Raw genomic sequence first — 22210 nt, forward strand, 5'->3', positions numbered from 1 at the left:
GCTCATCGAACCACATCACCTTGACGACGCGGAGGTAATAGTAGGCCCCGACGACCGAGGAGAGCACGCCGATAATCGCCAGCGCATAAAGCTGCGCCTCGATGGCCGCCATGAAGACGAAGTACTTGGCGAAGAAGCCTGCCATCGGCGGGATGCCGGCGAGCGAGAACATCAGGATCGTCAGCACGGTCGCCATGAAGGGGTTGGTCGAGGAGAGGCCGGCGAGATCGTTGATCTCTTCGACATTCTCGCCGTCCTTGCGGCGCATCGCGAGAATGATCGCGAAGGTGCCGAGCGTCATGACCATGTAGATCAGCATATAGAGCGCGACGCCGCGCACGCCGGCCATGGAGCCGGAGGCGAGGCCGACGAGCGCATAGCCCATATGGCCGATCGAGGAATAGGCCATCAGGCGCTTGATGTTCTTCTGGCCGATGGCCGCGAAGGAACCGAGCAGCATGGACGCGATCGAGATGAAGACGATGACCTGCTGCCAGTCGGCGACGACGGGCTGGAAGGCCTCGATGACGATGCGCACCAGCATGGCCATGGCGGCGACCTTCGGGGCCGCGGCAAAGAAGGCGGTGACCGGGGTCGGCGCACCTTCATAAACGTCCGGCGTCCACATGTGGAACGGCACGGCCGAGATTTTGAAGGCAAGGCCGGCAAGGATGAACACCAGGCCGAAGACGAGGCCGAGCGAACGGCCCTCGGCGGTCAGCGCGGCCGCGATGTCCTGGAAGCCGATATGGCCGGTGAAGCCGTAGACCAGCGACATGCCGTAGAGCAGCATGCCCGAGGAGAGCGCGCCGAGCACGAAATACTTCAAGCCCGCTTCCGTCGAGCGCAGGCTGTCGCGATTGATCGCGGCGACCACGTAGAGGGCGAGCGACTGGAGTTCCAGCGCGAGGTAGAGCGACAGCAGGCTGTTGGCCGAGATCATCAGCAGCATGCCGAGCGTCGAGAGCACGATCAGCACCGGGAACTCGAAGCGGTCGAGCTGCTGGGAACGGGCGTGGCCGACGGTCATCACCATGGCGGTGATGGAGCCGATCAGCGCCAGAACCTTCATGAATTTGGCGAAGGCATCCGACACGAAGGCGCCGCCATAGGCCTGGCCTTCGCCGGTCGCGAGCACCAGCCAGAGGCCGGCGATGATGAGGACGGCGACGGCAAGGCCGATCACGGTGGTGCCCGAGCGCTCGCCCGAGAACACACCGATCATCAGCAGGACCAGGGCGCCGACGGCGAGAATGATCTCGGGCGTCGAGAGCTGAAGGCTGGCAAGGAGAGTATCAGCGGTCATGTCTTGGTCCCGTCCTCAGTTCGCCGTGAGCGCAACGGATTGCGCCGCTTGCAGAGCCGCGGAGTATTGATTGAGAAGCGCGTCGACCGAAGCCGCCGTCACATCGAAGACCGGTGCCGGATAGACACCGAAGAAGATCGTCAGGATCACCAGCGGGTAGAGAAGCGCCTTCTCACGGCCCGACAGGTCGAGCAGCGACTTCAGGCTTTCCTTCTCCAGCGCACCGAAGATCACGCGGCGGTAGAGCCACAGCGCGTAGGAGGCCGAGAGGATGACGCCCGTCGTGGCGAAGAACGCGACCCAGGTGTTGGCGCGGAAGGCGCCGACCAGCGTCATGATTTCGCCGACGAAGCCGGACGTGCCGGGAAGGCCGACATTCGCCATGGTGAAGATCATGAAGGCGACGGCGTATTTCGGCATGTTGTTGACGAGGCCGCCATAGGCGGAGATCTCGCGGGTGTGCAGCCGGTCATAGACGACGCCGACGCAGAGGAAGAGCGCGCCGGAGACGATGCCGTGCGACAGCATCTGGAAGATGGCGCCTTGCAGGCCCTGCATGTTGGCCGCGAAGATGCCCATGGTGACGTAGCCCATATGGGCGACCGACGAATAGGCGATCAGCTTCTTGATGTCGTCCTGCATCAGCGCCACCAGCGAGGTGTAGATGATGGCGATGACCGACAGCGTGAAGACGAAGGGCGCGAAATAGTCGGATGCCAGCGGGAACATGGCGAGCGAAAAACGGATGAAACCGTAGCCGCCAAGCTTCAAGAGCACGCCGGCCAGGATGACCGAGCCTGCCGTCGGCGCCTGAACGTGCGCGTCGGGAAGCCAGGTGTGGACCGGCCACATCGGCATCTTCACCGCGAAGGACGCGAAGAAGGCGAGCCACAGCCAGGTCTGCATATGCGCCGGGAAGTTATAGGCGAGCAGTTCCGTGATGTCGGTCGTGCCGGCCTGCCAGTACATCGCCATGATGGCGAGCAGCATCAGCACCGAGCCGAGCAGCGTGTAGAGGAAGAACTTGTAGGATGCGTAGACGCGATCCTTGCCGCCCCACACGCCGATGATGATGAACATCGGAATGAGGCCCGCTTCGAAGAAGACGTAGAAGAGAACGATATCGAGCGAGACGAAGACGCCGACCATGAACACTTCCAGAAGCAGGAAGGCGATCATGTATTCCTTCAGGCGCTTCTCGACCGAATGCCAGCTTGCGAGCACGCAGAACGGCATCAGGAAGGTCGAGAGGATGACGAACAGCATGGAAATGCCGTCGACGCCGAGATGGTAGGAAATGCCGGTGCCGAGCCATTCATGCTTTTCCGTCATCTGGAAACCGGGGTTCGAATAGTCGAAGCCGATCCAGATGAAGAGCGAAAGCAGGAAGGTGACGATCGTCGTCAGCATCGCGACGTTCAGGATGTTGCGGCGGCCGTACGGGCTGTCTTCCCGCGTCAAGAGCAGGAGCGCCACGCCGACGAGCGGCAGGAAGGTGACCGCTGAAAGAATGGGCCAATCGGTCATCAGAGGGAGCTCCCGAGCATCATCCAGGTAACGAGTGCTGCAATACCCAGCAGCATCGCGAATGCGTAGTGATAGAGGTAACCGGTCTGCAGGCGCACGACGCGGTCGGTGACGTCGACGACGCGGGCGGCAATGCCGTTCGGGCCGAGACCGTCGATGACGGCGCCGTCACCCTTCTTCCACAGCGTCCGGCCGAGCCACATGGCGGGGCGCACGAAGAGGAAGTCGTAGAGTTCGTCGAAGTACCACTTGTTGAGCAGGAACTGGTAGAGACCACGATGCTGCTCGGCGAGGTATTTCGGGGTTTCCGGCGAACGGATGTACATATACCAGGCGGTGACGAAGCCGACTGCCATGGCGGCGAACGGGCTCCACTTCACCCAGAGCGGGACGTGATGATACTCGTTGACCAGTTCGTTTTCCGGCAGCGTGAAGAGAGCGCCCTGCCAGAATTCGGCATAGTGGTGGCCGTAGAAATATTCCACGAAGACCACGCCCGCGGCAACCGCGCCGGCAGCCAGCAAGTAGAGCGGGATCAGCATGACGGCAGGCGATTCATGCACATGGTGCATGACGTCTGCGGAAGCGCGCGGCTTGCCGAAGAAGGTCATGAAGGCCAGGCGCCAGGAGTAGAAGCTCGTGAAGAGCGCGGCAATGACCAAGAGCGTGAAGGCGAAGCCGGCAAGCGGGCTGTGCGAGGCGAAGGCCGATTCGATGATCGCATCCTTCGAGAAGAAACCGGCAAAGCCGATGACGGTGCCCGGAATGCCGACACCGGTGAGCGCGAGCGTGCCGATCGTCATCATCCAGAAGGTCACGGGAATGTGCTTACGCAGGCCGCCCATGTAGCGCATGTCCTGCTCGCCATCGACGGCGTGGATAACCGAACCGGCGCCCAGGAACAGCAGGGCCTTGAAGAAGGCGTGCGTGAAGAGGTGGAAGATCGCCGCACCATAGGCGCCGATGCCGAGCGCCACGAACATATAGCCGAGCTGCGAGCAGGTCGAATAGGCGATGACGCGCTTGATGTCGTTCTGCACGAGACCGACCGTCGCCGCGAAGAAGGCGGTGATCGCGCCGACCAGCGTCACGACCATGAGCGCGGTGTGCGACAGTTCGAACAGCGGCGACATGCGGGCGACGAGGAAGACGCCGGCGGTGACCATGGTGGCGGCATGGATGAGGGCCGAAACCGGGGTCGGGCCTTCCATGGCGTCCGGCAGCCAGGTGTGCAGCAGGAACTGCGCCGACTTGCCCATCGCGCCCATGAAGAGCAGCAGGCAGGTGGCGGTGAGCGCCTGCGACTTGTCGAGCGTCATGCCGAAGAGGTTGATGACGGGCTCGGCGGCGTCCGCAGCACCTTCAGCCGGCAGGTAGGTGGCGGCGGTCGCGAAGATCGTCTCGAAGTTGATCGAGCCGAACAGCACGAAGACCGAGAAGATGCCGAGCGCGAAGCCGAAGTCGCCGACGCGGTTGACGATGAAAGCTTTCATGGCGGCCGCACAGGCCGAGGGCTTCTTGTACCAGAAGCCGATCAGCAGGTAGGACGCCAGGCCCACGCCTTCCCAGCCGAAGAACATCTGCAGCAGATTGTCCGACGTCACCAGCATGAGCATGGCGAAGGTGAAGAGCGACAGGTACGCGAAGAAGCGCGGCCGATGCGGATCGTGGTGCATGTAGCCGATCGAATAGACATGCACGAGCGTCGAGACCGAATTGACGACGACGAGCATGACGGCCGTCAGCGTATCGACGCGGAACGCCCATTCGACGTCGAAGCCGCCGGACTGGATCCAGCGCAGAATGCTGACCTTGACCATCTCCGTTTCGCCCATGGCGACGTCGAAGAAGACGATCCAGGAGAGCACGGCCGCGATGATCATGAAGCCGGACGTGACATATTCGGACGCCTTGGCGCCGATCGTGTTGCCGCCGATGCCGGCGATCAGGAAGCCGGTGAGCGGGAGGAAGACGATTGCCTTGATGATGGTATCCATGACCCGATCAGCCCTTCATCATATTGACGTCTTCGACGGCGATCGAACCGCGGTTGCGGTAGAAGACGACGAGAATTGCAAGACCGATGGCCGCTTCCGCAGCCGCGACGGTCAGAATGAACAGCGCGAAGACCTGGCCGACGATGTCGTTCAGGAAGTGCGAGAACGCCACCATGTTGATGTTGACCGACAGCAGGATGAGTTCGATCGACATCAGGATGACGATGACATTCTTCCGGTTCAGGAAGATGCCGAAGACGCCGAGCGTGAAGAGGATGGCGCTGACGGTGAGATAGTGGGAAATACCGATTTCCATTTTTCTTTATCCTTGGTCCCGCGCTGCCTCAGATGCCCTGACCGGGCTTCACCTTGACCACCTCGACGGCGGTTTCCGGCGTGCGGGCAACCTGCTGCGAGATGTTCTGGCGCTTGATGTTCGGCTTATGGCGCAGCGTCAGCACGATCGCGCCGATCATGGCGACGAGCAGCACGAGGCCGGCAATCTGGAAGAAGTAGACGTAGTTCGTGTAGAGCACGTCGCCGAGGGCGGCGGTGTTCTGGCGCTCGGCGACCGGCGGGATCGGCATCGAAACGCTGCTGGCAATCTCCGGCGAGAGCGTCGAGCCGCCAACGACGACGACCAGCTCGATCGCCAGGATGATACCGATCAGCGCGCCGACCGGCGCATATTCAAGCGCTCCCGCCCTCAATTCGGCGAAATCGATGTCGAGCATCATGACGACGAAGAGGAAGAGAACCGCAACCGCGCCGACGTAGACGACCAGCAGGATCATCGCCAGGAACTCGGCGCCCGTCAGGAGGAACAGGCCCGCCGAATTGAAGAAGGTGAGAATCAGGAACAGCACGGAGTAAACCGGGTTCCTCGACGCGATCACCATGAAGGCGGACGCCACCGCCACGAAGGCGAAGATATAGAAGAATAGAGCCTGCAGACCCATTTTGGTGCCTTTTCGTCTTCCCCGGAGAAGGTCCCCCTCCCCGTCGAAGCCTGACGAACGCACTCGTCAGGCACTTGAAGTTCAGTATGCCCTCCGCCGATCAGCGGTAGGGCGAATCCATAGCGATGTTGCGGGCGATTTCCCGCTCCCAGCGATCGCCGTTCTCGAGGAGCTTCTGCTTGTCGTAGTAGAGCTCTTCGCGCGTCTCGGTCGAGAACTCGAAGTTCGGACCTTCGACGATGGCGTCGACCGGGCAGGCTTCCTGGCAGAAGCCGCAATAGATGCACTTCACCATGTCGATATCGTAACGCACCGTGCGGCGCGTGCCGTCGTTGCGGCGGGGACCCGCCTCGATGGTGATGGCCTGGGCAGGACAGATCGCTTCGCAGAGCTTGCAAGCGATGCAGCGCTCTTCACCGTTCGGGTAACGGCGCAGCGCATGCTCGCCGCGGAAGCGCGGAGAGACCGGACCCTTTTCGAAGGGATAGTTCACCGTCGCCTTCGGGCGGAAGAAGTAGCGCATCGAAAGGAAGAAGGCGCCGACGAATTCCTTGAGGAACAGCGAGTTTACGGCTTGCGAGAGACTAGCCATTTCAAGCTCCAATGCTGCTGAGGCGGGGCGCGATCGTCATGCGGTCCCCATGAGCTTCAGCACGAATGCGGTAATGACGACCATGGCGAGCGAAATCGGAAGGAAGACCTTCCAGCCGAGACGCATGAGCTGGTCGTAGCGGTAGCGCGGCACGAAGGCCTTCACCATCGCGAACATGAAGAAGACGAAGAGGCCCTTGATGACGAACCACACGATGCCCGGGACCCAGTTGAGGAACCAGACGTCGATCGGAGGCAGCCAGCCGCCGAGGAAGAGGATCGTCGTCAGCGCGCACATCAGGCAGATGGCGGCATATTCGCCGAGCATGAACATCATGTACGGGGTCGAGCCATATTCGACCATGAAGCCGGCGACGAGTTCGGATTCGGCTTCCGGAAGGTCGAAGGGCGGGCGGTTCGTTTCGGCCAGCGCCGAAATGAAGAACACGACGAACATCGGGAACAGCGACAGCCAGTGCCAGTCGAGGAACGACGCCGGCAGGCCAAGGCGCGTGCCGAGGCCGTCATGTTGCGCATAGACGATGTCGGACAGGTTCAGCGAACCGACGCAGAGCAGGACGGTGACGATGACGAAACCGATCGACACTTCGTAGGAAACCATCTGTGCAGCCGAACGCAGCGCGCCGAGGAACGGGTACTTCGAGTTCGAAGCCCAGCCGCCCATGATGATGCCGTACACTTCAAGCGAGGAGATCGCGAAGATGTAGAGGATGCCGACATTGATGTTGGCAATCATCCAGCCGTCGTTAACGGGCACGACCGCCCAGGTGGCGAGCGCGAGCGTTACGGAGACGAGCGGGGCCAGAAGGAAGATCACCTTGTTGGCCGTCGCCGGAATGACCGGCTCCTTGAAGACGAACTTCAAGAGGTCGGCGAAGGACTGCAGCAGTCCGAAGGGACCGACGACGTTCGGGCCGCGGCGCAGCTGTACGGCCGCCCAGATCTTGCGGTCGGCAAGCAGAATGAAGGCGATGGACACCAGGAGCAGAACCAGCAGCAGAAGCGACTGGCCGATCATGATGGCCGCAGGCCAAACGTAGGTCGAAATGAAAGCGTCCATACCGTCTATTCCTTCGCGCTCATTCCGCCGCGGCTTTGAAATTGTTGCGGGCAAGCGCCGAGCATTCGGCCATGACCGCGGAGGCGCGCGCTATCGGGTTCGTCAAATAGAAGTCTTTGATCGGAGACGCAAACCCGGAATTCGCCATCGTCCCGCCTTTTTTCGCAAGGGCGGAGAGATCGGCGCTATCGCCGGCCGCGATCTCGTCGATCCGGGCGAAATGCGGGTGTGCGGCATAGAGTTTTGCGCGCAGCTGGAGAAGCGAATCAAACGGTAGCTTGCTTCCGAGCACGTCGGAAAGCGCGCGCAGGATCGCCCAGTCCTCGCGGGCGTCGCCCGGCGCGAAGCCGGCGCGGTTGCCCATTTGCACGCGACCTTCGGTGTTGACCCAGGTGCCCGACTTCTCGGTATAGGTCGCACCCGGCAGGATGACGTCAGCGACATGCGCGGCGTTGTCGCCATGCGAGCCGATATAGACCGTGAAGGCGGTCTTCCTGGCGAAATCCATTTCGTCGGCGCCGAGCAGGAAGAGCACGTCGGTGCCCGAAAGCATATCGGCTGCATTCTTGCCGCCTTCGCCCGGCACGAAGCCGAGGTCGAGACCACCGACGCGCGAGGCTGCGGTGTGCAGAACAGCAAGACCGTTCCAGTCCGCCTTCACCGCACCGACCTGTTCGGCCAGCGCGGAAACGGCCGAGAGAACGGCCAGGCCGTCGGCACGCGACAGCGCGCCCTGGCCGACGATGATCATTGGGCGCTCGGCCTTTCGGAGCGTCTCGACAAAGGAAATCGAGCCATTGGCGAGGCCGGACAGCGTGTCCGTGCCGGCGCCCAGATATTCGTAGCCGTAGCGCAGCTCGGCCTGTTCGCCGATCACGCCGATCGGGAAGTTGTCCATGCGCCAGCGCTTGCGGATGCGGGCGTTGAGCACGGCGGCTTCGAGGCGCGGATTGGCGCCGACGATGAGCAGCGCATCGGCCTGCTCGATGCCCTCGATGGTCGGGCTGAACAGATAGCTGGCGCGGCCGAGCGACGGATCGAGCTGCGAGCCGTCCTGGCGGCAGTCGATGTTCTTGGAACCGAGCGAAGCCATCAGTTCGCGCAGCGCAAACATTTCCTCGACGGAGGCGAGATCGCCGGCAATCGCGCCGATGCGGTCGCCCGAGGTCTTGGCAACGGCGGCCTGGATCGCGCCGAAAGCCTCGGCCCAGGTGGCGGGCTGCAGGCGGCCGTCCTTGCGAACATACGGGCGGTCGAGGCGCTGGGTCTTCAGGCCGTCCCAGATGAAACGGGTTTTGTCGGAGATCCACTCTTCGTTGATCTCTTCATTGATGCGCGGCAGGATGCGCATGACTTCGCGGCCGCGCGTATCGACGCGGATGGCGGAACCGACGGCGTCCATGACGTCGATCGATTCGGTCTTGTTCAGTTCCCACGGACGGGCCGTGAAGGCGAAGGGCTTGGAGGTGAGTGCACCGACCGGGCAAAGGTCGACCACGTTGCCCTGAAGCTCAGACGTCATCGCCTGTTCGAGATAGGTGGTGATCTCGGCGTCCTCACCGCGGCCGATCAGGCCGAGCTCGGTGATGCCGGCCACTTCCGTCGTGAAACGAACGCAGCGTGTGCAGTGAATGCAGCGGTTCATGATCGTCTTGACGAGCGGGCCGATATACTTGTCCTCGACGGCGCGCTTGTTCTCGGAGTAGCGCGAACTGTCGATGCCGAAGGCCATCGCCTGGTCCTGCAGGTCGCATTCGCCGCCCTGGTCGCAGATCGGGCAATCCAGCGGATGGTTGATCAGCAGAAATTCCATGACGCCTTCACGCGCCTTCTTGACCATCGGCGTGGTCGTGAAGACTTCCGGCGCTTCGCCGTTCGGGCCGGGGCGCAGGTCGCGCACGCCCATGGCGCAGGAGGCTGCCGGCTTCGGCGGGCCACCCTTCACCTCGACGAGGCACATGCGGCAGTTGCCGGCAACCGACAACCGCTCGTGGAAACAGAAGCGCGGAACTTCGGCGCCGGCCTCCTCACACGCCTGAAGCAGCGTGAAGTGATCCGGGACTTCGATTTCTTTTCCGTCGACTTTCAGCTTTGCCATATCTCAATTCCCGCTTTGACACGAAGACCGTGTCTCGCCAGCGCCTTTTCTCCAGCGTCCGTTCGGGCTCTCGCCCTTCCCTTTCGCCTTTGTCCGTCTGCCGGATCCGGTGGGGTCAGCCCCTGCCCTTTGCCAGCGTCTTTGCCTGCTCTACCCAGCCATCGCGGGCGATGCGCCCGCTGAACCCGAGTTCGGCTTCGATCCTTGCCACATCCTCGGCCTTGAGGGCCGCGATGTCGGCGTAGCGCTTGAAGCCCATGCCGTTCAGCACCTGCTCCAGCTTCGGTCCGATGCCTGAAATCACCTTCAGGTCATCGGTCTTGGCGGTTCTCGCCGCCGGCGCCTTGCGCACCGGCTTGGCTTCCGCCGCCTTCGGCGTCGCGTTTTTCTCTCGCGCCACCTTGACCTTCGGCTCCGCAACCGGCGTTTCCGCCTTGATCACCGGCTCCGTCGGAACCACCCTCAGCTCCGGTTTCGCCTTGACGGGCGCCGCCTTTGCCTCTTCGGCCTCGGTCTTCGCAGCCTGTTCGGCCGCTTCGTCCATCGCCGCCTTCGCCTGCTCCGCTACCGTCTGCATGACGCTCAGCATCATCCCGGCCATCTGGCCCGCAATGCTGAAACCGAGCGCGGTGGTCGCCGCAATCGCCGTGACCGGATTTGCCATCATCGGGTACCGCGACACATCCGGCATTTGCTTCAGCCAGGGCGAGAACCCGAAGGGATCTGCGCCGGAAGCTTCCGCCGGCGGGACGTTGGTCGCATTCGCATCCTGTCCAGCCGGCGTCTTCATCGTCTTACTCCGCTGCTTCCAGCACCGCGCCATGGTCCATGGCATTGGCGGTGTACTGGTCGATGCGCGCCTCGATTTCGGGGCGGAAGTTGCGGATGAGGCCCTGGATCGGCCAGGCGGCCGCGTCGCCGAGCGCACAGATCGTATGACCTTCGATCTGCTTCGTCACGTCGAACAGCATGTCGATCTCGCGCTTCTGGGCGTTGCCGCGCACCATGCGCTCCATGACGCGCATCATCCAGCCGGTGCCTTCGCGGCACGGCGTGCACTGGCCGCAGCTCTCGTGCTTGAAGAAAGCCGAGATGCGCCAGATCGCCTTGATGATGTCGGTGGAGCGATCCATGATGATCATGCCGCCGGTGCCGAACGAGGACTTCACCTCGCGCAGGCCGTCGAAATCGAGCGTGACGTTCATCATGTCCTCGGCCTTCACGACCGGGCAGGACGCGCCGCCGGGGATGACGGCGAGCAGATTGTCCCAGCCGCCGCGAATGCCGCCGCCGTGCTTCTCGACCATCTCCTTGAAGGAGATGCCCATGGCCTCTTCGACCGTGCAGGGCGTGTTGACGTGGCCGGACATCATGAACAGCTTGGTGCCGACATTGTTCGGGCGGCCGAACGAGGAGAACCAGCCGGCGCCGCGGCGCAGGATCGTCGGGGTCACTGCGATGGATTCGACGTTGTTGACGGTTGTCGGGCAGCCATAGAGGCCCATATTCGCCGGGAACGGCGGCTTCAGGCGCGGCTGCCCCTTCTTGCCTTCGAGGCTTTCAAGCAGCGCGGTCTCTTCACCGCAGATGTAAGCGCCGGCGCCGTGGTGGACATAGATGTCGATGTCGTAGCCGAGCTTGTTGTTCTTGCCGAGGAGGCCGGCATCATAGCACTCGTCGATGGCCGCCTGCAGGGCCTCGCGCTCGCGGATGAACTCGCCGCGCACGTAGATATAGGCCGCATGGGCGCCCATGGCGAAGGACGCGACGACGCAGCCCTCGATCAGCGTGTGCGGATCGTGGCGCAGGATATCGCGGTCCTTGCAGGTGCCGGGCTCGGATTCATCGGCATTGACGACGAGGTAATGCGGACGGCCGTCCGACTCCTTCGGCATGAAGGACCACTTGAGGCCGGTCGGGAAGCCGGCGCCGCCGCGGCCGCGCAGGCCGGAGGCCTTGACCTCGTTGACGATCCAGTCGCGGCCCTTTTCGAGCAGCTGCTTGGTGCCGTCCCAATGGCCGCGGGCCATAGCGCCCTTCAGCGACCTGTCCTTGGTGCCGTAGATATTGGTGAAGATGCGATCCTGATCTTTAAGCATGGTTCACCTCTTTACCGCGGCTTCTTGCCGAAAACGCGGATGTATTCCGCTTCACCGCCCTTGGCGAGCGCCTCGGCCTGCCTGACCCAGTCGTCGCGCTCGATGCGGCCCTTGAAATTCAGATAGCCGTCGGCCCATTCGCGCTGTTCCGGCGTCCACGACGCAACCTGCGCGAAGGTGAAGATGCCGAGGTCGTGCAGAATGCCTTCGATCTTCGGGCCGACGCCGGAGATGAGTTTCAGGTCGTCAGGCGTTGCAGGACGTTCGATGCCGGCCGGACGGTTCTTGTCGTCCAGCGACGGCTTGCCGACGGCAGCGGCGACCGGCTGCTTGACGGCGGCATCGCCACCTTCCGCGCGGGTATCGCCCTTCGCCTTGGTATTCACTGCCGCTTCGGCCTTGGCATTGGCCGGGGTCTTCAGTTTGGCGTCGGTTTCGTCCGCATCCGTTTTGGCGCGCGCGGCATTCGACGGAGGAACGCTGACACTCTCCTCGCCGGCCTTCTTGGCACGGGCAGAGGGCTTCCTGGCAGCGGCTTCCGGCTCGTTCAGGCTGGTGAGACCGCCGGCCGGCGCGGAGAAGACGCGCTCAATCTGCGGACCCGGCTCGACGGTTGCACCCTTGCCGGCATCGAAGCGGTCGATGATGTGCTCGAGCTGCGTCGGCGTCAGGTCTTCAAAACTGTCCTTGAAGATCATGACCATCGGCGCGTTGACGCAGGCGCCCAGACACTCGACCTCTTCCCAGGAGAGCGTGCCGCTCTCGTTGCGGTGGAAGGGCTCGGGATGGATGCGCTTCTTGCAGACCTTGATGAGGTCTTCCGAGCCGCGCAGCATGCAGGGCGTGGTGCCGCAAACCTGGATGTGGGCGCGCGTGCCGATCGGCAAAAGCTGGAACTGGGTGTAGAAGGTCGCGACTTCGAGCACGCGGATATAGGCCATATCCAGCATGTCGGCGACGGATTCGATTGCCGCCTTGGTGACCCAGCCGTCCTGCTCCTGCGCCCGCATGAGAAGCGGGATCACCGCAGACTGCTGACGGCCCTTCGGATACTTGTTGATGGTTGCCTGGGCCCAGGCCGCATTCTCCTCGGTGAAGGCGAAGCTGGCGGGCTGGACACTGTCATCGGCTAGTCGACGAACGGACATTCTGTAACGCCTTGTCTCAGTTGATCGGCCTGCACTGCGTATTCGCCGTATTGACGAATTCGCAGGCATAGGCCGACTGGTCATTCTGCATGAAGATGACGTAGCGGCTGCCGTTCGGCGCCGCCGCCTTGATTTCGTAGCCTTCGCTCACCAGCTGGCCCACCGTCTTGGCAGCGCTGCCCGTGTCCACGTCCTGCGCATGGGCAGCGCTGGCAGCGAGAAGAGCGATGGCGGCGAAGACGACTTTCGGCATCAGCGGTCAACCTCGCCGAACACGATGTCGAGCGAGCCGAGGATCGCCGAGACGTCCGCGAGCTGGTGGCCGCGACAGATGAAATCCATGGCCTGCAGGTGGGCATAGCCCGGCGCGCGGATCTTGCAGCGGTAAGGTCTGTTGGTGCCGTCAGCGACGAGATAGACGCCGAATTCGCCCTTCGGCGCCTCGACGGCTGCGTACACTTCACCGGCCGGCACGTGGTAGCCTTCCGTATAGAGCTTGAAGTGATGGATGAGCGCTTCCATCGAACGCTTCATCTGGCCACGCTTCGGCGGAACCATCTTGCCGTCGACCGAGGAAACCGGACCCACCTTGGCGTCGCCGAGCAGGCGATTGACGCACTGGCGCATGATCTTGGCCGCTTCGCGCATCTCGATCATGCGGATGACGTAACGGTCGTAGCAGTCGCCGTTCTTGCCGATCGGAATGTCGAAGTCGAGGTCGGAATAGCACTCATAAGGCTGCGATCGGCGCAAATCCCAGGCCGCGCCCGAACCGCGCACCATGACGCCGGAAAAACCCAAGGCCCAGCAATCTTCCAACTTCACCACGCCGATATCGACGTTGCGCTGCTTGAAGATGCGGTTGCCGGTCAGCAGCTCGTCGATATCGTCGACGGTCTTCAGGAACGGATCGATCCACTTGCCGATGTCTTCCACCAGTTCGTGCGGCAGATCCTGGTGCACGCCGCCCGGACGGATATAGGCCGAGTGCATGCGCGCGCCGCAGGCCCGCTCATAGAACACCATCAGCTTTTCACGCTCTTCGAAGCCCCAGAGCGGCGGCGTCAGCGCGCCGACGTCCATGGCCTGGGTCGTGACGTTGAGCAGATGCGACAGGATGCGGCCGATTTCCGAATAGAGCACGCGGATCAGCTGGCCGCGGATCGGCACTTCCGTGCCAGTCAGCTTTTCGACGGCGAGCGCGAAGGCATGCTCCTGGTTCATCGGCGCCACGTAGTCGAGGCGGTCGAAGTAAGGAACGGCCTGAAGATAGGTCTTCGTCTCGATCAGCTTCTCGGTGCCGCGATGCAGCAGGCCGATATGCGGGTCGACACGCTCGACGATTTCGCCATCCAGTTCCAGAACCAGACGGAGAACCCCGTGCGCCGCAGGATGCTGCGGGCCGAAGTTGATATTGAAATTGCGAACGTTGTGCTCGTTCATGCCGCTTGCTCCAGAGGCCGGCGCCCTAGCGGGTCGCCCGACCCAAAATCAGTTCTGCTTCGCCTTCTCGTCGCCCGGCAGCACGTAGTCGGTGCCTTCCCAGGGAGAGAGGAAGTCGAAGTTGCGGAATTCCTGCTTCAGTTCGACGGGCTCGTACACGACGCGCTTGACCTCGTCGTCATAACGCACTTCCACGAAGCCGGTCGTCGGGAAGTCCTTGCGCAGCGGGTGCCCCTCGAAACCGTAGTCGGTGAGGATGCGGCGCAGGTCCGGATGGCCGGTGAAAAGGATGCCGTACATGTCGTAGGCTTCGCGCTCGAACCAGTCGGCACCCGGATAGACCGAGAAAGCCGAGGGAACGGGAACGTCCTCGCCGGTCGCGACCTTGACGCGGATGCGCTGGTTCTGGCGCGGCGACAACAGGTGATAGACCACGTCGAAGCGCTCGGCACGGGCCGGCCAGTCGACGCCGCAGACATCGATCAGATTGACGAAACCGCACTGCACGTCGTCGCGCAAGAAGGTCAGAAGATCGAGGATGCGCGCACCGTCCGTCTTCAGGGTGAGTTCGCCATAGGCGATATCGGAAGCGGTCACCAGACCGCCGGCGGCTTCGCCGATATAGGAGGAAAGCTCCTGGAGGGCTTCGCTCATGTCTAAAGTCCCCTGCCCTTAACGTTCGATCGTACCGGTCCGGCGGATCTTCTTCTGCAGCAGGAGCACACCGTAAAGGAGCGCTTCCGCCGTGGGAGGACAGCCTGGTACGTAGATGTCGACCGGCACCACGCGGTCACAGCCGCGCACCACCGAATAGGAATAGTGATAGTAGCCGCCGCCATTGGCGCAGGAGCCCATTGAGATGACGTAACGCGGCTCCGGCATCTGGTCATAGACCTTGCGAAGCGCGGGCGCCATCTTGTTGGTCAGCGTACCGGCGACGATCATCACGTCGGACTGGCGCGGTGAGGCGCGCGGCGCAAAGCCGAAACGCTCGACGTCGTAACGCGGCATCGAAAGCTGCATCATTTCCACGGCGCAGCAGGCGAGACCGAAGGTCATCCACATCAACGAGCCGGTACGGGCCCAGGTGATGAGTTCGTCCGTGGACGTGACCAGAAAACCCTTGTCGGCGAGCTCGTTGTTGATCTCGCCGAAGAACGCGTCATTGCTGCCGATGGGCTTGCCGGTATTGGGATCGATGATCCCCTTGGGCTGCTGGGCAACAAGCGTGCTGCTGGTATGAGCTACTCCCATTCGAGTGCTCCCTTCTTCCATTCATAGATAAAGCCGATGGTCAGCACACCGAGGAAGACCATCATGGACCAGAAACCGAACCAGCCGAGCTCACCGAAGGACACCGCCCACGGGAACAGGAAAGCCACTTCGAGGTCGAAGATGATGAAGAGGATCGACACCAGATAGAAGCGGATGTCGAATTTCATGCGCGCATCGTCGAATGCATTGAAGCCGCACTCGTACGCGGAAAGCTTTTCCGAATCAGGCGCCTTGTATGCGACGGCAAACGGCGCGACCAGCAGTGCAATGCCGATAACGAGCGCGATACCGATGAAGATGGCGATCGGGAGATAGGAACCGAGAAGTTCAGTCATTGGCGTCCATCCTGCCTGCTGTCGGCGCCGGAGAGACGCCTGTTGGTCGGTGACCTGCAAGCCGAGAAAGTATGTTGCAACGCCACGTCGTTAGCGCAGTGCGCGGCCCCGCGCAAGGCTTTGTCCGGCTTTCGCCCCAATCATTGTGCTCTTTTCCAGGCTGCCTCGAAAGGCTGGCGGCAAGCCCATTTAAATCGTTAGGATTTCATGAAAGCCTGATCACGGGACGTTTCGCCGCAGATGCTAAGAAAAACGCCCCGCCCACGCCGCCGCATGGGTCAATTTGTGTTGAGATTGAGCATCGGGATCGATCCGCCCGGCAGCATGGTGCGTGGCAATTGGCCATCCCATTTTTCCGCCTGGGTCAGCGAGACGAGACCGGGATTGTCTTTCAGCGCATCGCCGCGCGCCTTGATCGCTTCGGCCTCCGCCTCGCCGCGAAGCTTGATCGCCTCCGACTCGGCCTGGGCGGCCAGACGCACCGCATCCGCCTGGGCCTGCGCCTCAGCGCGGCGGGCATCGGCCTGGGCGCGCGCCTGCGTCACCGTGATTTCCGCCTGCACCTTTTCGCGCTCGGCATTCTGCCGCAGCCGCTGTACCTCCACCTCGGCCAGCATGCGCTGCTCGATGCTCGCCTCATAGGCTTCCGAAAAATCGATGTTCTCGATCTGCACGCTTTCGATCAGCACCGGCCCCGAAATGCTTTCCTGGATCGCCGTCGCGACCTCGGAATTCAGCCGCCCGCGCTCCTGGATCGCCGTTACCGCATTGAACCGGCCGAAAACCGTCTTCGTCTCCTCAAAAACCTTGCGCTCGATCAGGCGGGAAAGCAGCCCATCCTCGCCGCCGTAATTGGCATAGACGGTCTCGACGCGATCGGCGGGGATTCGGTAATTCACGGAAAGACGGATATCGGCCGGCTGCTGGTCGCGGCTATAAGCCTCCATCTTTTCATAGACCATGGCCTTTGATTGCACGGAGATCCGCACCACCGAATCAATCAAGGGCAATTTGAAGCCGAGACCGGGATCCGCCGTGCCCGCAACGGCACCATAGCGCAAAATCACCCCGCGCTCGCCCTGATCGATAGTGAACCACGACCCAAAGAGAATGCTGAGCGCAACAAGTGCGGCAAAACCGGACAGAGCCATCGTGACGTAACGCATGCGAATCCCTTCTTCGATTGGGCAAGCTATACGAAGACGGAGGAACGGCCGGAAACATTCGGCGCCGAGGCCAAAAATCCGCGCGCAAGCGTTACGCGAGGAAAATCATGCAATTGCTTGGAGGAGAAGAAAGAATGGCGCGAGTGACGGGGCTCGAACCCGCGACCTCCGGCGTGACAGGCCGGCACTCTAACCGACTGAGCTACACCCGCGCATCTTGTGGACCTTCCGGTCCCGAATGTTTCCTGGGCCTTTCGAGTGGCGCGAGTGACGGGGCTCGAACCCGCGACCTCCGGCGTGACAGGCCGGCACTCTAACCGACTGAGCTACACCCGCATCCTCGAAAGCGTCCGGGCGAAACACCCGTCCCGAGCGGCCTGCGCCGTTCGATGAGCGGCTAACTACGGGGTTCGTGTTTGGGTGTCAAGCAGGTTTCAAGACAAAACAATGACGCGGTGCGAAATGTTTCCACACCCTTCTGCATCTCCATGGGGGCGTTCAAAAAAATGCAAAAAACTTTACGATTGCCTCTTGCGGTTCAATCCGGTTCCGCATAGATCACAGCCACCAACGCGGCGGGCGATTAGCTCAGTTGGTAGAGCGCCTCGTTTACACCGAGGATGTCGGGAGTTCGAGTCTCTCATCGCCCACCATTTCTTCCCGCTTATTTTGCATCCCTTAGATTACGCTCTGTGCAAAGCGCCCAGAACTATCTGCCGATAGTGCTTTATGCCGGGCCGCGCGGGCCGAAATTGATCCTCACGACATTGCCGAATTCGGGCTGCGGCTTTGCCTTTCGCATTGGCGGACCGATAACGGCGCCGTGATGTGGTGCCTGTTCGCGTGCCTCATCCCTCATCTCCTGAAGTTTGCGGTACAGGTGCACCACGACCTTTTTATAAAAGGACACGACTTCCCGATGTTCACCGCGCGGGATGTAGAGTTCGTCGAATCGCTTCGTCATCGTCTTTACCTCCTGTCGCGGAGCAATTCGCGGCAAATTGCGAAGTTCCGGTTTCCAGCACTCCTTGGTTAACCGAGTGTAAGCGCGCCATTTGCACGGCGCCAGGGAACCTTCACCATCGAACCACATTCCCCTGTCGAGTGCGGACCGTGTCAACCGGACGCGACAGGGATGGCGAACATGGTGGTTTTTCCGGTTTCTCACCATGGCCAACGAAGCGGCAGCCGAGCGCCCCACCTGTCCGGCCCGCCTCACCACGCAGCCCTTTCAAAAGGTAACGCCTCATGTCTTCGATGACACTCCCCGAAATTGCGCGAAAACTGAAGAAGATCGACTTCTGCATGATGTCGACGCATGGCGGATCGTCCGTCATCACGAACCGCCCTATGAGCAACAATGGCGATGTCGATTATGACGGTGATTCCTGGTTCTTCTCCTTTGAAGACACCCGCAAGGTCGCCGACATCGCCCGCGATCCGCAGGTCACGCTGGCCTTCACGGAGCCGCCGAGCCTGCTCGGCAAGCCCGGGATTTTCATTTCCATCGAGGGCGAGGCACGCATCAGCAAGGACAAGGCCCAGTTCGAAGACCATTGGGTTCCCGATCTAGACCGCTGGTTCACGAAGGGCGTGGATACGCCCGGTCTCGTCCTCATCCAGGTGCGCGGCAAGCGCGTGCAGTACTGGGATGGTGAGGAGAACGGCACGCTTACGCTTTGACAGCGGGAGGCCGGGAGCGAGGCGTTTACCGCGTCGCCAAAAGCGCCACATAGGCCAGCACGGTCAGCAGAAGGCCTCGGAACGCGAAGCCGACGAAACGATATTTTTCGCGGGCGATCGAGGCCATCGCATCGGCGTTCTGCATATATTGCTCGAAGAGATAGTCGATGTCGCGGGCGCGTGCGGCCTTGCGAAAGTCCTCGCGATGGTGCGGCCAGGCGCCCCAGAACAGCGACGTGGAATTATCGACGCGGCGCGGCAGCACGACGAGGATCGCCGAGACGATGGAAAAGACCAGCGCAAGCGCCAAAAGACCGGAGAAGATGTCCGACGTCCAGTCGCCCTCGACATAACGCGACCAGGTGAAGACGGCGCGGCTTTCCGTCGAGGTCACCAGCAGCGCCAGCATGAAGGTGAAGATATAGGCGGCCTTCTGGTCGGAAAGCTTTACCTGATCGTAGAAGACATCGTTGACGCGGCGGATATGGTCGAAATGTTCGAGCGCTATGCCTTCGGTGCCATCGAGCACCGGCTGGAGGATTGCTGCGCGTTCATCGGGTCTTGCCATGTCTTCGTCCTTCGCCTTGTCCGAACGTGATAGCGAAGCGCCCCCGGAATGCAATGCGGTCCGGCTTGACTTTTTCGGGGGGATAACGAGTGCTGGCGGTCATGCACAATCGCCCACCCTGCCTCGGCCCATTCTTCACTGCACTTCTCGATTGCCCGGTCGGGAGCGCCGGATGAGCCGCGCTTTTCGCCACCCCGGCCTCTGGTCGCGGCGCTCGAAGCGTCTGGCGCTGCTGACCTTTGCCGTCGTTGCCTTTATTTCGGCGCTGGCGCAGCTGCCCGGCTGGTCGCTCGCAGATCTGCGTGCTTTCGACTATCTCTCGACGATCGACACCCCGAGCCCGCCCGCGGACAGCCCGATCATCGTGGCGATCGACGAGCCGTCGCTGGCCGAGATTAACGCGCAATGGCCCTGGCCGCGCGAGTTGCATGCCCGCCTCATCGAAAGCCTGCGCAAGGCCGGTGCCGCCGCCATCGGCCTCGACATCATCTTCGCGGAGCCTTCCAACCCGGCCTCCGATGCGGCACTGGCCAAGGCACTCGGCCCGGATGTCGTTCTGGCGGGGGACGAGAGCATGATCGTCACGCCACAGGCAGACCAGCTGCTGCGCACGACGCCGCTGCCGGCCTTCACCGAAGCGGGCGCCGTGACCGGCATCGCCTCCATCGCGCTCGGTGGCGACGGGGTTTTCCGGGACTTGCCGCATTATGCGGATGGCTTTGCGATGTCGCTTGCCCGCGTTGCCGGCCGCAAGGCCGTGTCGCCCGATGGGCTGCTGCAATCCTTCGGGCCTTCGCGCAGCTATCCCACGGTCTCCTATTACCAGGCGCTCGACCCTGAAAACATGTTGCCGAAGGACACATTCAAAGGCCGCGTGGTAATCGTCGGGCTCAGCCTGCAAAACGCGCCTGCGATCAATTCGGGCGGTGCGGACGCCTTCGCCACCTCCTACACGGTGCATACCGGCCGGCTTGTGCCGGGCGCGGAAATCCAGGCGACGATCTTCGACAACCTGACGGCGGGCGCAGCCATCCGGCAGGCCGGTACGCCTTTGGCGATTGCAGCGATCGCCCTTGCCGCCTTGCTCTCGGCGCTCTTCGTGCGCCGCGCGACGCGCTGGGAGACGGCGGCACTCAGCCTTTTCGCCACGCTGCTCATCGGCTTCCTCAGCTTCATGCTTGTCCGCGAGGCGAACCTCTTCATTTCTCCCGTCGGGCCGACACTTGCGCTGCTTTTCGTGGCCATCGGGCAGACCGCCTTCGATTATGCGGAGGAACGGCGGCAGCGACGCGAGATCGTGCGCGCCTTCTCGCAATATCTTTCGCCCGCCCTCGTCGAACGGCTGGCGCGCGATCCGTCACAGCTGAAGCTCGGCGGCGAGCGGCGCACGCTCTCGATCCTGTTTTGCGACGTGCGCGGCTTCACCACCATCGCGGAGGCGCTGAAGGACGATCCGGAGCAGCTGACGACGCTGATCAACCGGCTGCTCACCCCGCTTTCCGATATCGTGCTGAAGCATGGGGGCACGATCGATAAATATATCGGCGATTGCCTGATGGCCTTCTGGAACGCGCCGCTCGACGACGGCGAACATGCCCGCCATGCCGTGGCCGCGGCGCTCGACATGCTGGATGCGATGGCAACGCTCAATGCCGAACTTCGCGCGGAAGCGGAGTCTGCCGGGACGCCCTATCACAGGCTGCGCATCGGCATCGGCATCAATACGGGCGACTGTGTGGTCGGCAATATGGGCTCCTCGCAGCGCTTCGACTATTCGGTGCTGGGCGACGCGGTCAACCTCGCCTCCCGCCTCGAGGGTGCGTCAAAAACCTACGGCGTGCCGCTGCTTCTCGGCGAACGCACGGCGGAGCTCGCCGACGAGCACTTTGCCGTGCTCGAACTCGACCGCATCACTGTGAAAGGCCGGACCGCCGCAGCACCCGTCTTCACCGCTGTGCGCAGCCTGCCGGATGCGGCGAAAGCCACCCATGCCCGCTTTATCGCGGATAAATATGCCGGTCGCCTGACGGCCGACGACGCGACCTTCGATGCGCTTGCGGAGGCAAGCCCCGTGCTCGCGCCCTACTATGAGACGATCCGCGCGGCGCAATTCGCCGGCGGCGCGTGAGGATCAGACAGTCTGCTTGGGATGGCTTGGGGCGAATTCGGCGACAAGTTCGTGTTTTTCGCCAGGATAGGTCAGCCGCACATGGGTGATATAGACGCCGCCGCTCCAGGTGCGGCGCTCGACGACGAGGCAGGGCGTGCCGGGTGCGATCGCCAGAAGCTCGGCGGTGCGGGTATCGGCGCCGACGGCGCGGATGCGATGTTCGGCGGCACTCCACGGCACCTGGCTGATCAGCCATGCTCCCGGCGCCGTGGCTTCGAAGCTCTCGTTTGCCGCTTCCGGCACCGCAGCGAGGTTGATGAGGCGCTCCTCCAGGCAGAAGGGATGGGCGCCGGCATAATGCAGGGCGGAAATCTCGACGAGGCGGGCCTGTTCGGCGAGTTCCATCAGACGGCGGTCGGCCGCCTTGGCGGCCCGGCTCAGCCGCGCGCGCCGCTCATAGCGATAGGGCAAGCCCAGCGATTCGACCTCGAGCCGAATATCGTGGATTTCCAGCACGGCGGACTGGGCGTGCGGATGCGTGACATAGCTGCCGGATTTGCGACGGCGCTCGATCAAGCCACGCTTGACGAGTTCGGTGATCGCCTTGTTCACCGTCATACGCGAGCACTGATATTGCTCGGTCAGCTCGTGCTCGAAGGGAATGCGGTGGCCCGGCGGCCACTCGCCCGACAGGATCTTGCCCTCCACATCCTCCAGGATGCGGCGGTGCAGCGAGGGCTCCTTGGCCTCGACCACGTTTTTGTCCTCGTCGGTGGAAATGGTCGCCTCCGGCTTGCCGGGCGCGGAATCGCCCGGTGGCAAAG

General features: G+C 62.5%; 22 protein-coding genes and 3 tRNA genes. 3 read left to right on the forward strand and 22 right to left on the reverse strand.

The genetic code is table 11. The annotated features are described in order from the left end of the window. The 19 genes from nuoN to ACOZKU_RS00175 form a co-directional block, all read right to left on the reverse strand. On the reverse strand, positions 1-1306 hold a 1306-nt coding region (gene nuoN, locus ACOZKU_RS00085), incomplete at its 3' end, for an NADH-quinone oxidoreductase subunit NuoN (RefSeq protein WP_421577135.1). Positions 1307-1321: 15 nt separating this feature from the next. Continuing rightward, a complete protein-coding gene (locus tag ACOZKU_RS00090) occupies positions 1322-2833 on the reverse strand; it encodes an NADH-quinone oxidoreductase subunit M (RefSeq protein WP_421577136.1) in 1512 nt (503 codons plus the stop codon). Continuing rightward, positions 2833-4830, reverse strand: coding sequence for an NADH-quinone oxidoreductase subunit L (nuoL, locus tag ACOZKU_RS00095; protein ID WP_421577137.1), 1998 nt, complete (start codon positions 4828-4830; stop codon positions 2833-2835). The genes ACOZKU_RS00090 and nuoL overlap by 1 nt, the downstream gene beginning before the upstream one ends. A gap of 7 nt (positions 4831-4837) precedes the next feature. Then, positions 4838-5146: an NADH-quinone oxidoreductase subunit NuoK gene (gene nuoK / locus ACOZKU_RS00100; RefSeq protein WP_024270868.1), complete on the reverse strand. Its 309-nt coding sequence runs from the start codon at positions 5144-5146 to the stop codon at positions 4838-4840. A 28-nt stretch (positions 5147-5174) separates the two neighbouring features. Next, entirely contained in the window at positions 5175-5789 is a 615-nt protein-coding gene (locus ACOZKU_RS00105; protein WP_314094666.1) for an NADH-quinone oxidoreductase subunit J, read from the reverse strand. A 100-nt stretch (positions 5790-5889) separates the two neighbouring features. After that, positions 5890-6381, reverse strand: a complete 492-nt coding sequence (gene nuoI / locus ACOZKU_RS00110) for an NADH-quinone oxidoreductase subunit NuoI (protein ID WP_023513863.1) — start codon at positions 6379-6381, stop codon at positions 5890-5892. Between the two features lie 36 nt (positions 6382-6417). Then, positions 6418-7461: an NADH-quinone oxidoreductase subunit NuoH gene (nuoH, locus tag ACOZKU_RS00115; RefSeq protein ID WP_421577138.1), complete on the reverse strand. Its 1044-nt coding sequence runs from the start codon at positions 7459-7461 to the stop codon at positions 6418-6420. A gap of 19 nt (positions 7462-7480) precedes the next feature. Next, positions 7481-9559, reverse strand: coding sequence for an NADH-quinone oxidoreductase subunit NuoG (gene nuoG / locus ACOZKU_RS00120; RefSeq protein ID WP_421577139.1), 2079 nt, complete (start codon positions 9557-9559; stop codon positions 7481-7483). Between the two features lie 115 nt (positions 9560-9674). Further along, positions 9675-10349 carry an NADH:ubiquinone oxidoreductase gene (locus ACOZKU_RS00125; RefSeq protein ID WP_421577140.1) on the reverse strand — a complete coding sequence of 225 codons (675 nt, stop codon included), beginning with the start codon at positions 10347-10349 and terminating at the stop codon, positions 9675-9677. Between the two features lie 4 nt (positions 10350-10353). Continuing rightward, on the reverse strand, positions 10354-11658 hold the full coding sequence (gene nuoF / locus ACOZKU_RS00130; protein ID WP_314094676.1) for an NADH-quinone oxidoreductase subunit NuoF: 1305 nt from the start codon (positions 11656-11658) through the stop codon (positions 10354-10356). Between the two features lie 11 nt (positions 11659-11669). Beyond that, entirely contained in the window at positions 11670-12806 is a 1137-nt protein-coding gene (locus tag ACOZKU_RS00135) for an NADH-quinone oxidoreductase subunit E (RefSeq protein WP_421577141.1), read from the reverse strand. Between the two features lie 16 nt (positions 12807-12822). Then, the gene (locus tag ACOZKU_RS00140; RefSeq protein ID WP_421577142.1) at positions 12823-13059 is read right to left on the reverse strand and encodes a hypothetical protein; all 237 of its coding nucleotides are present in this window, start codon (positions 13057-13059) and stop codon (positions 12823-12825) included. Further along, positions 13059-14249 (reverse strand): NADH-quinone oxidoreductase subunit D, encoded by a 1191-nt coding sequence (locus ACOZKU_RS00145; protein WP_421577143.1) that lies wholly within the window; start codon positions 14247-14249, stop codon positions 13059-13061. Before ACOZKU_RS00145 ends, ACOZKU_RS00140 begins: the two co-directional genes overlap by 1 nt. A 48-nt stretch (positions 14250-14297) precedes the next feature. After that, on the reverse strand, positions 14298-14903 hold the full coding sequence (locus ACOZKU_RS00150) for an NADH-quinone oxidoreductase subunit C (RefSeq protein ID WP_314094681.1): 606 nt from the start codon (positions 14901-14903) through the stop codon (positions 14298-14300). 18 nt (positions 14904-14921) lie between these two features. Beyond that, complete coding sequence (locus ACOZKU_RS00155) at positions 14922-15503, reverse strand: NADH-quinone oxidoreductase subunit B (protein WP_314094683.1); 582 nt, start codon at positions 15501-15503, stop codon at positions 14922-14924. Continuing rightward, entirely contained in the window at positions 15494-15859 is a 366-nt protein-coding gene (locus ACOZKU_RS00160; protein ID WP_117371859.1) for an NADH-quinone oxidoreductase subunit A, read from the reverse strand. Before ACOZKU_RS00160 ends, ACOZKU_RS00155 begins: the two co-directional genes overlap by 10 nt. A gap of 278 nt (positions 15860-16137) precedes the next feature. Continuing rightward, positions 16138-17025, reverse strand: coding sequence for a prohibitin family protein (locus ACOZKU_RS00165; protein ID WP_421577144.1), 888 nt, complete (start codon positions 17023-17025; stop codon positions 16138-16140). Between the two features lie 135 nt (positions 17026-17160). Next, positions 17161-17237 (reverse strand) — tRNA-Asp (locus tag ACOZKU_RS00170). 47 nt (positions 17238-17284) lie between these two features. After that, positions 17285-17361, reverse strand: a tRNA-Asp gene (locus tag ACOZKU_RS00175). A 241-nt stretch (positions 17362-17602) separates the two neighbouring features. Here ACOZKU_RS00175 and ACOZKU_RS00180 point away from each other — a divergent pair. Next, positions 17603-17678: transfer RNA gene (locus ACOZKU_RS00180), tRNA-Val, on the forward strand. Between the two features lie 74 nt (positions 17679-17752). Here the strand turns inward: ACOZKU_RS00180 and ACOZKU_RS00185 are convergent. Beyond that, a complete protein-coding gene (locus tag ACOZKU_RS00185) occupies positions 17753-17989 on the reverse strand; it encodes a hypothetical protein (protein ID WP_421577145.1) in 237 nt (78 codons plus the stop codon). 284 nt (positions 17990-18273) lie between these two features. Between ACOZKU_RS00185 and ACOZKU_RS00190 the strand changes: the two genes are divergently transcribed. Further along, positions 18274-18708 carry a pyridoxamine 5'-phosphate oxidase family protein gene (locus ACOZKU_RS00190; protein ID WP_421577146.1) on the forward strand — a complete coding sequence of 145 codons (435 nt, stop codon included), beginning with the start codon at positions 18274-18276 and terminating at the stop codon, positions 18706-18708. Positions 18709-18733: 25 nt separating this feature from the next. On the opposite strand, the gene ACOZKU_RS00195 is transcribed toward ACOZKU_RS00190, so the two are convergent. Then, the gene (locus ACOZKU_RS00195; protein ID WP_421577147.1) at positions 18734-19276 is read right to left on the reverse strand and encodes a Pycsar system effector family protein; all 543 of its coding nucleotides are present in this window, start codon (positions 19274-19276) and stop codon (positions 18734-18736) included. 172 nt (positions 19277-19448) lie between these two features. Here ACOZKU_RS00195 and ACOZKU_RS00200 point away from each other — a divergent pair, with 172 nt between their 5' ends. Continuing rightward, on the forward strand, positions 19449-21404 hold the full coding sequence (locus tag ACOZKU_RS00200; protein WP_421577148.1) for a CHASE2 domain-containing protein: 1956 nt from the start codon (positions 19449-19451) through the stop codon (positions 21402-21404). Between the two features lie 3 nt (positions 21405-21407). Here the strand turns inward: ACOZKU_RS00200 and hutC are convergent, their stop codons facing one another. Beyond that, the gene (gene hutC, locus ACOZKU_RS00205; RefSeq protein ID WP_421577164.1) at positions 21408-22142 is read right to left on the reverse strand and encodes a histidine utilization repressor; all 735 of its coding nucleotides are present in this window, start codon (positions 22140-22142) and stop codon (positions 21408-21410) included. Positions 22143-22210: the final 68 nt, after the last annotated feature.

The sequence above is a fragment of the Shinella sp. M31 genome, assembly GCF_049199205.1.
Taxonomy (GTDB): domain Bacteria; phylum Pseudomonadota; class Alphaproteobacteria; order Rhizobiales; family Rhizobiaceae; genus Shinella.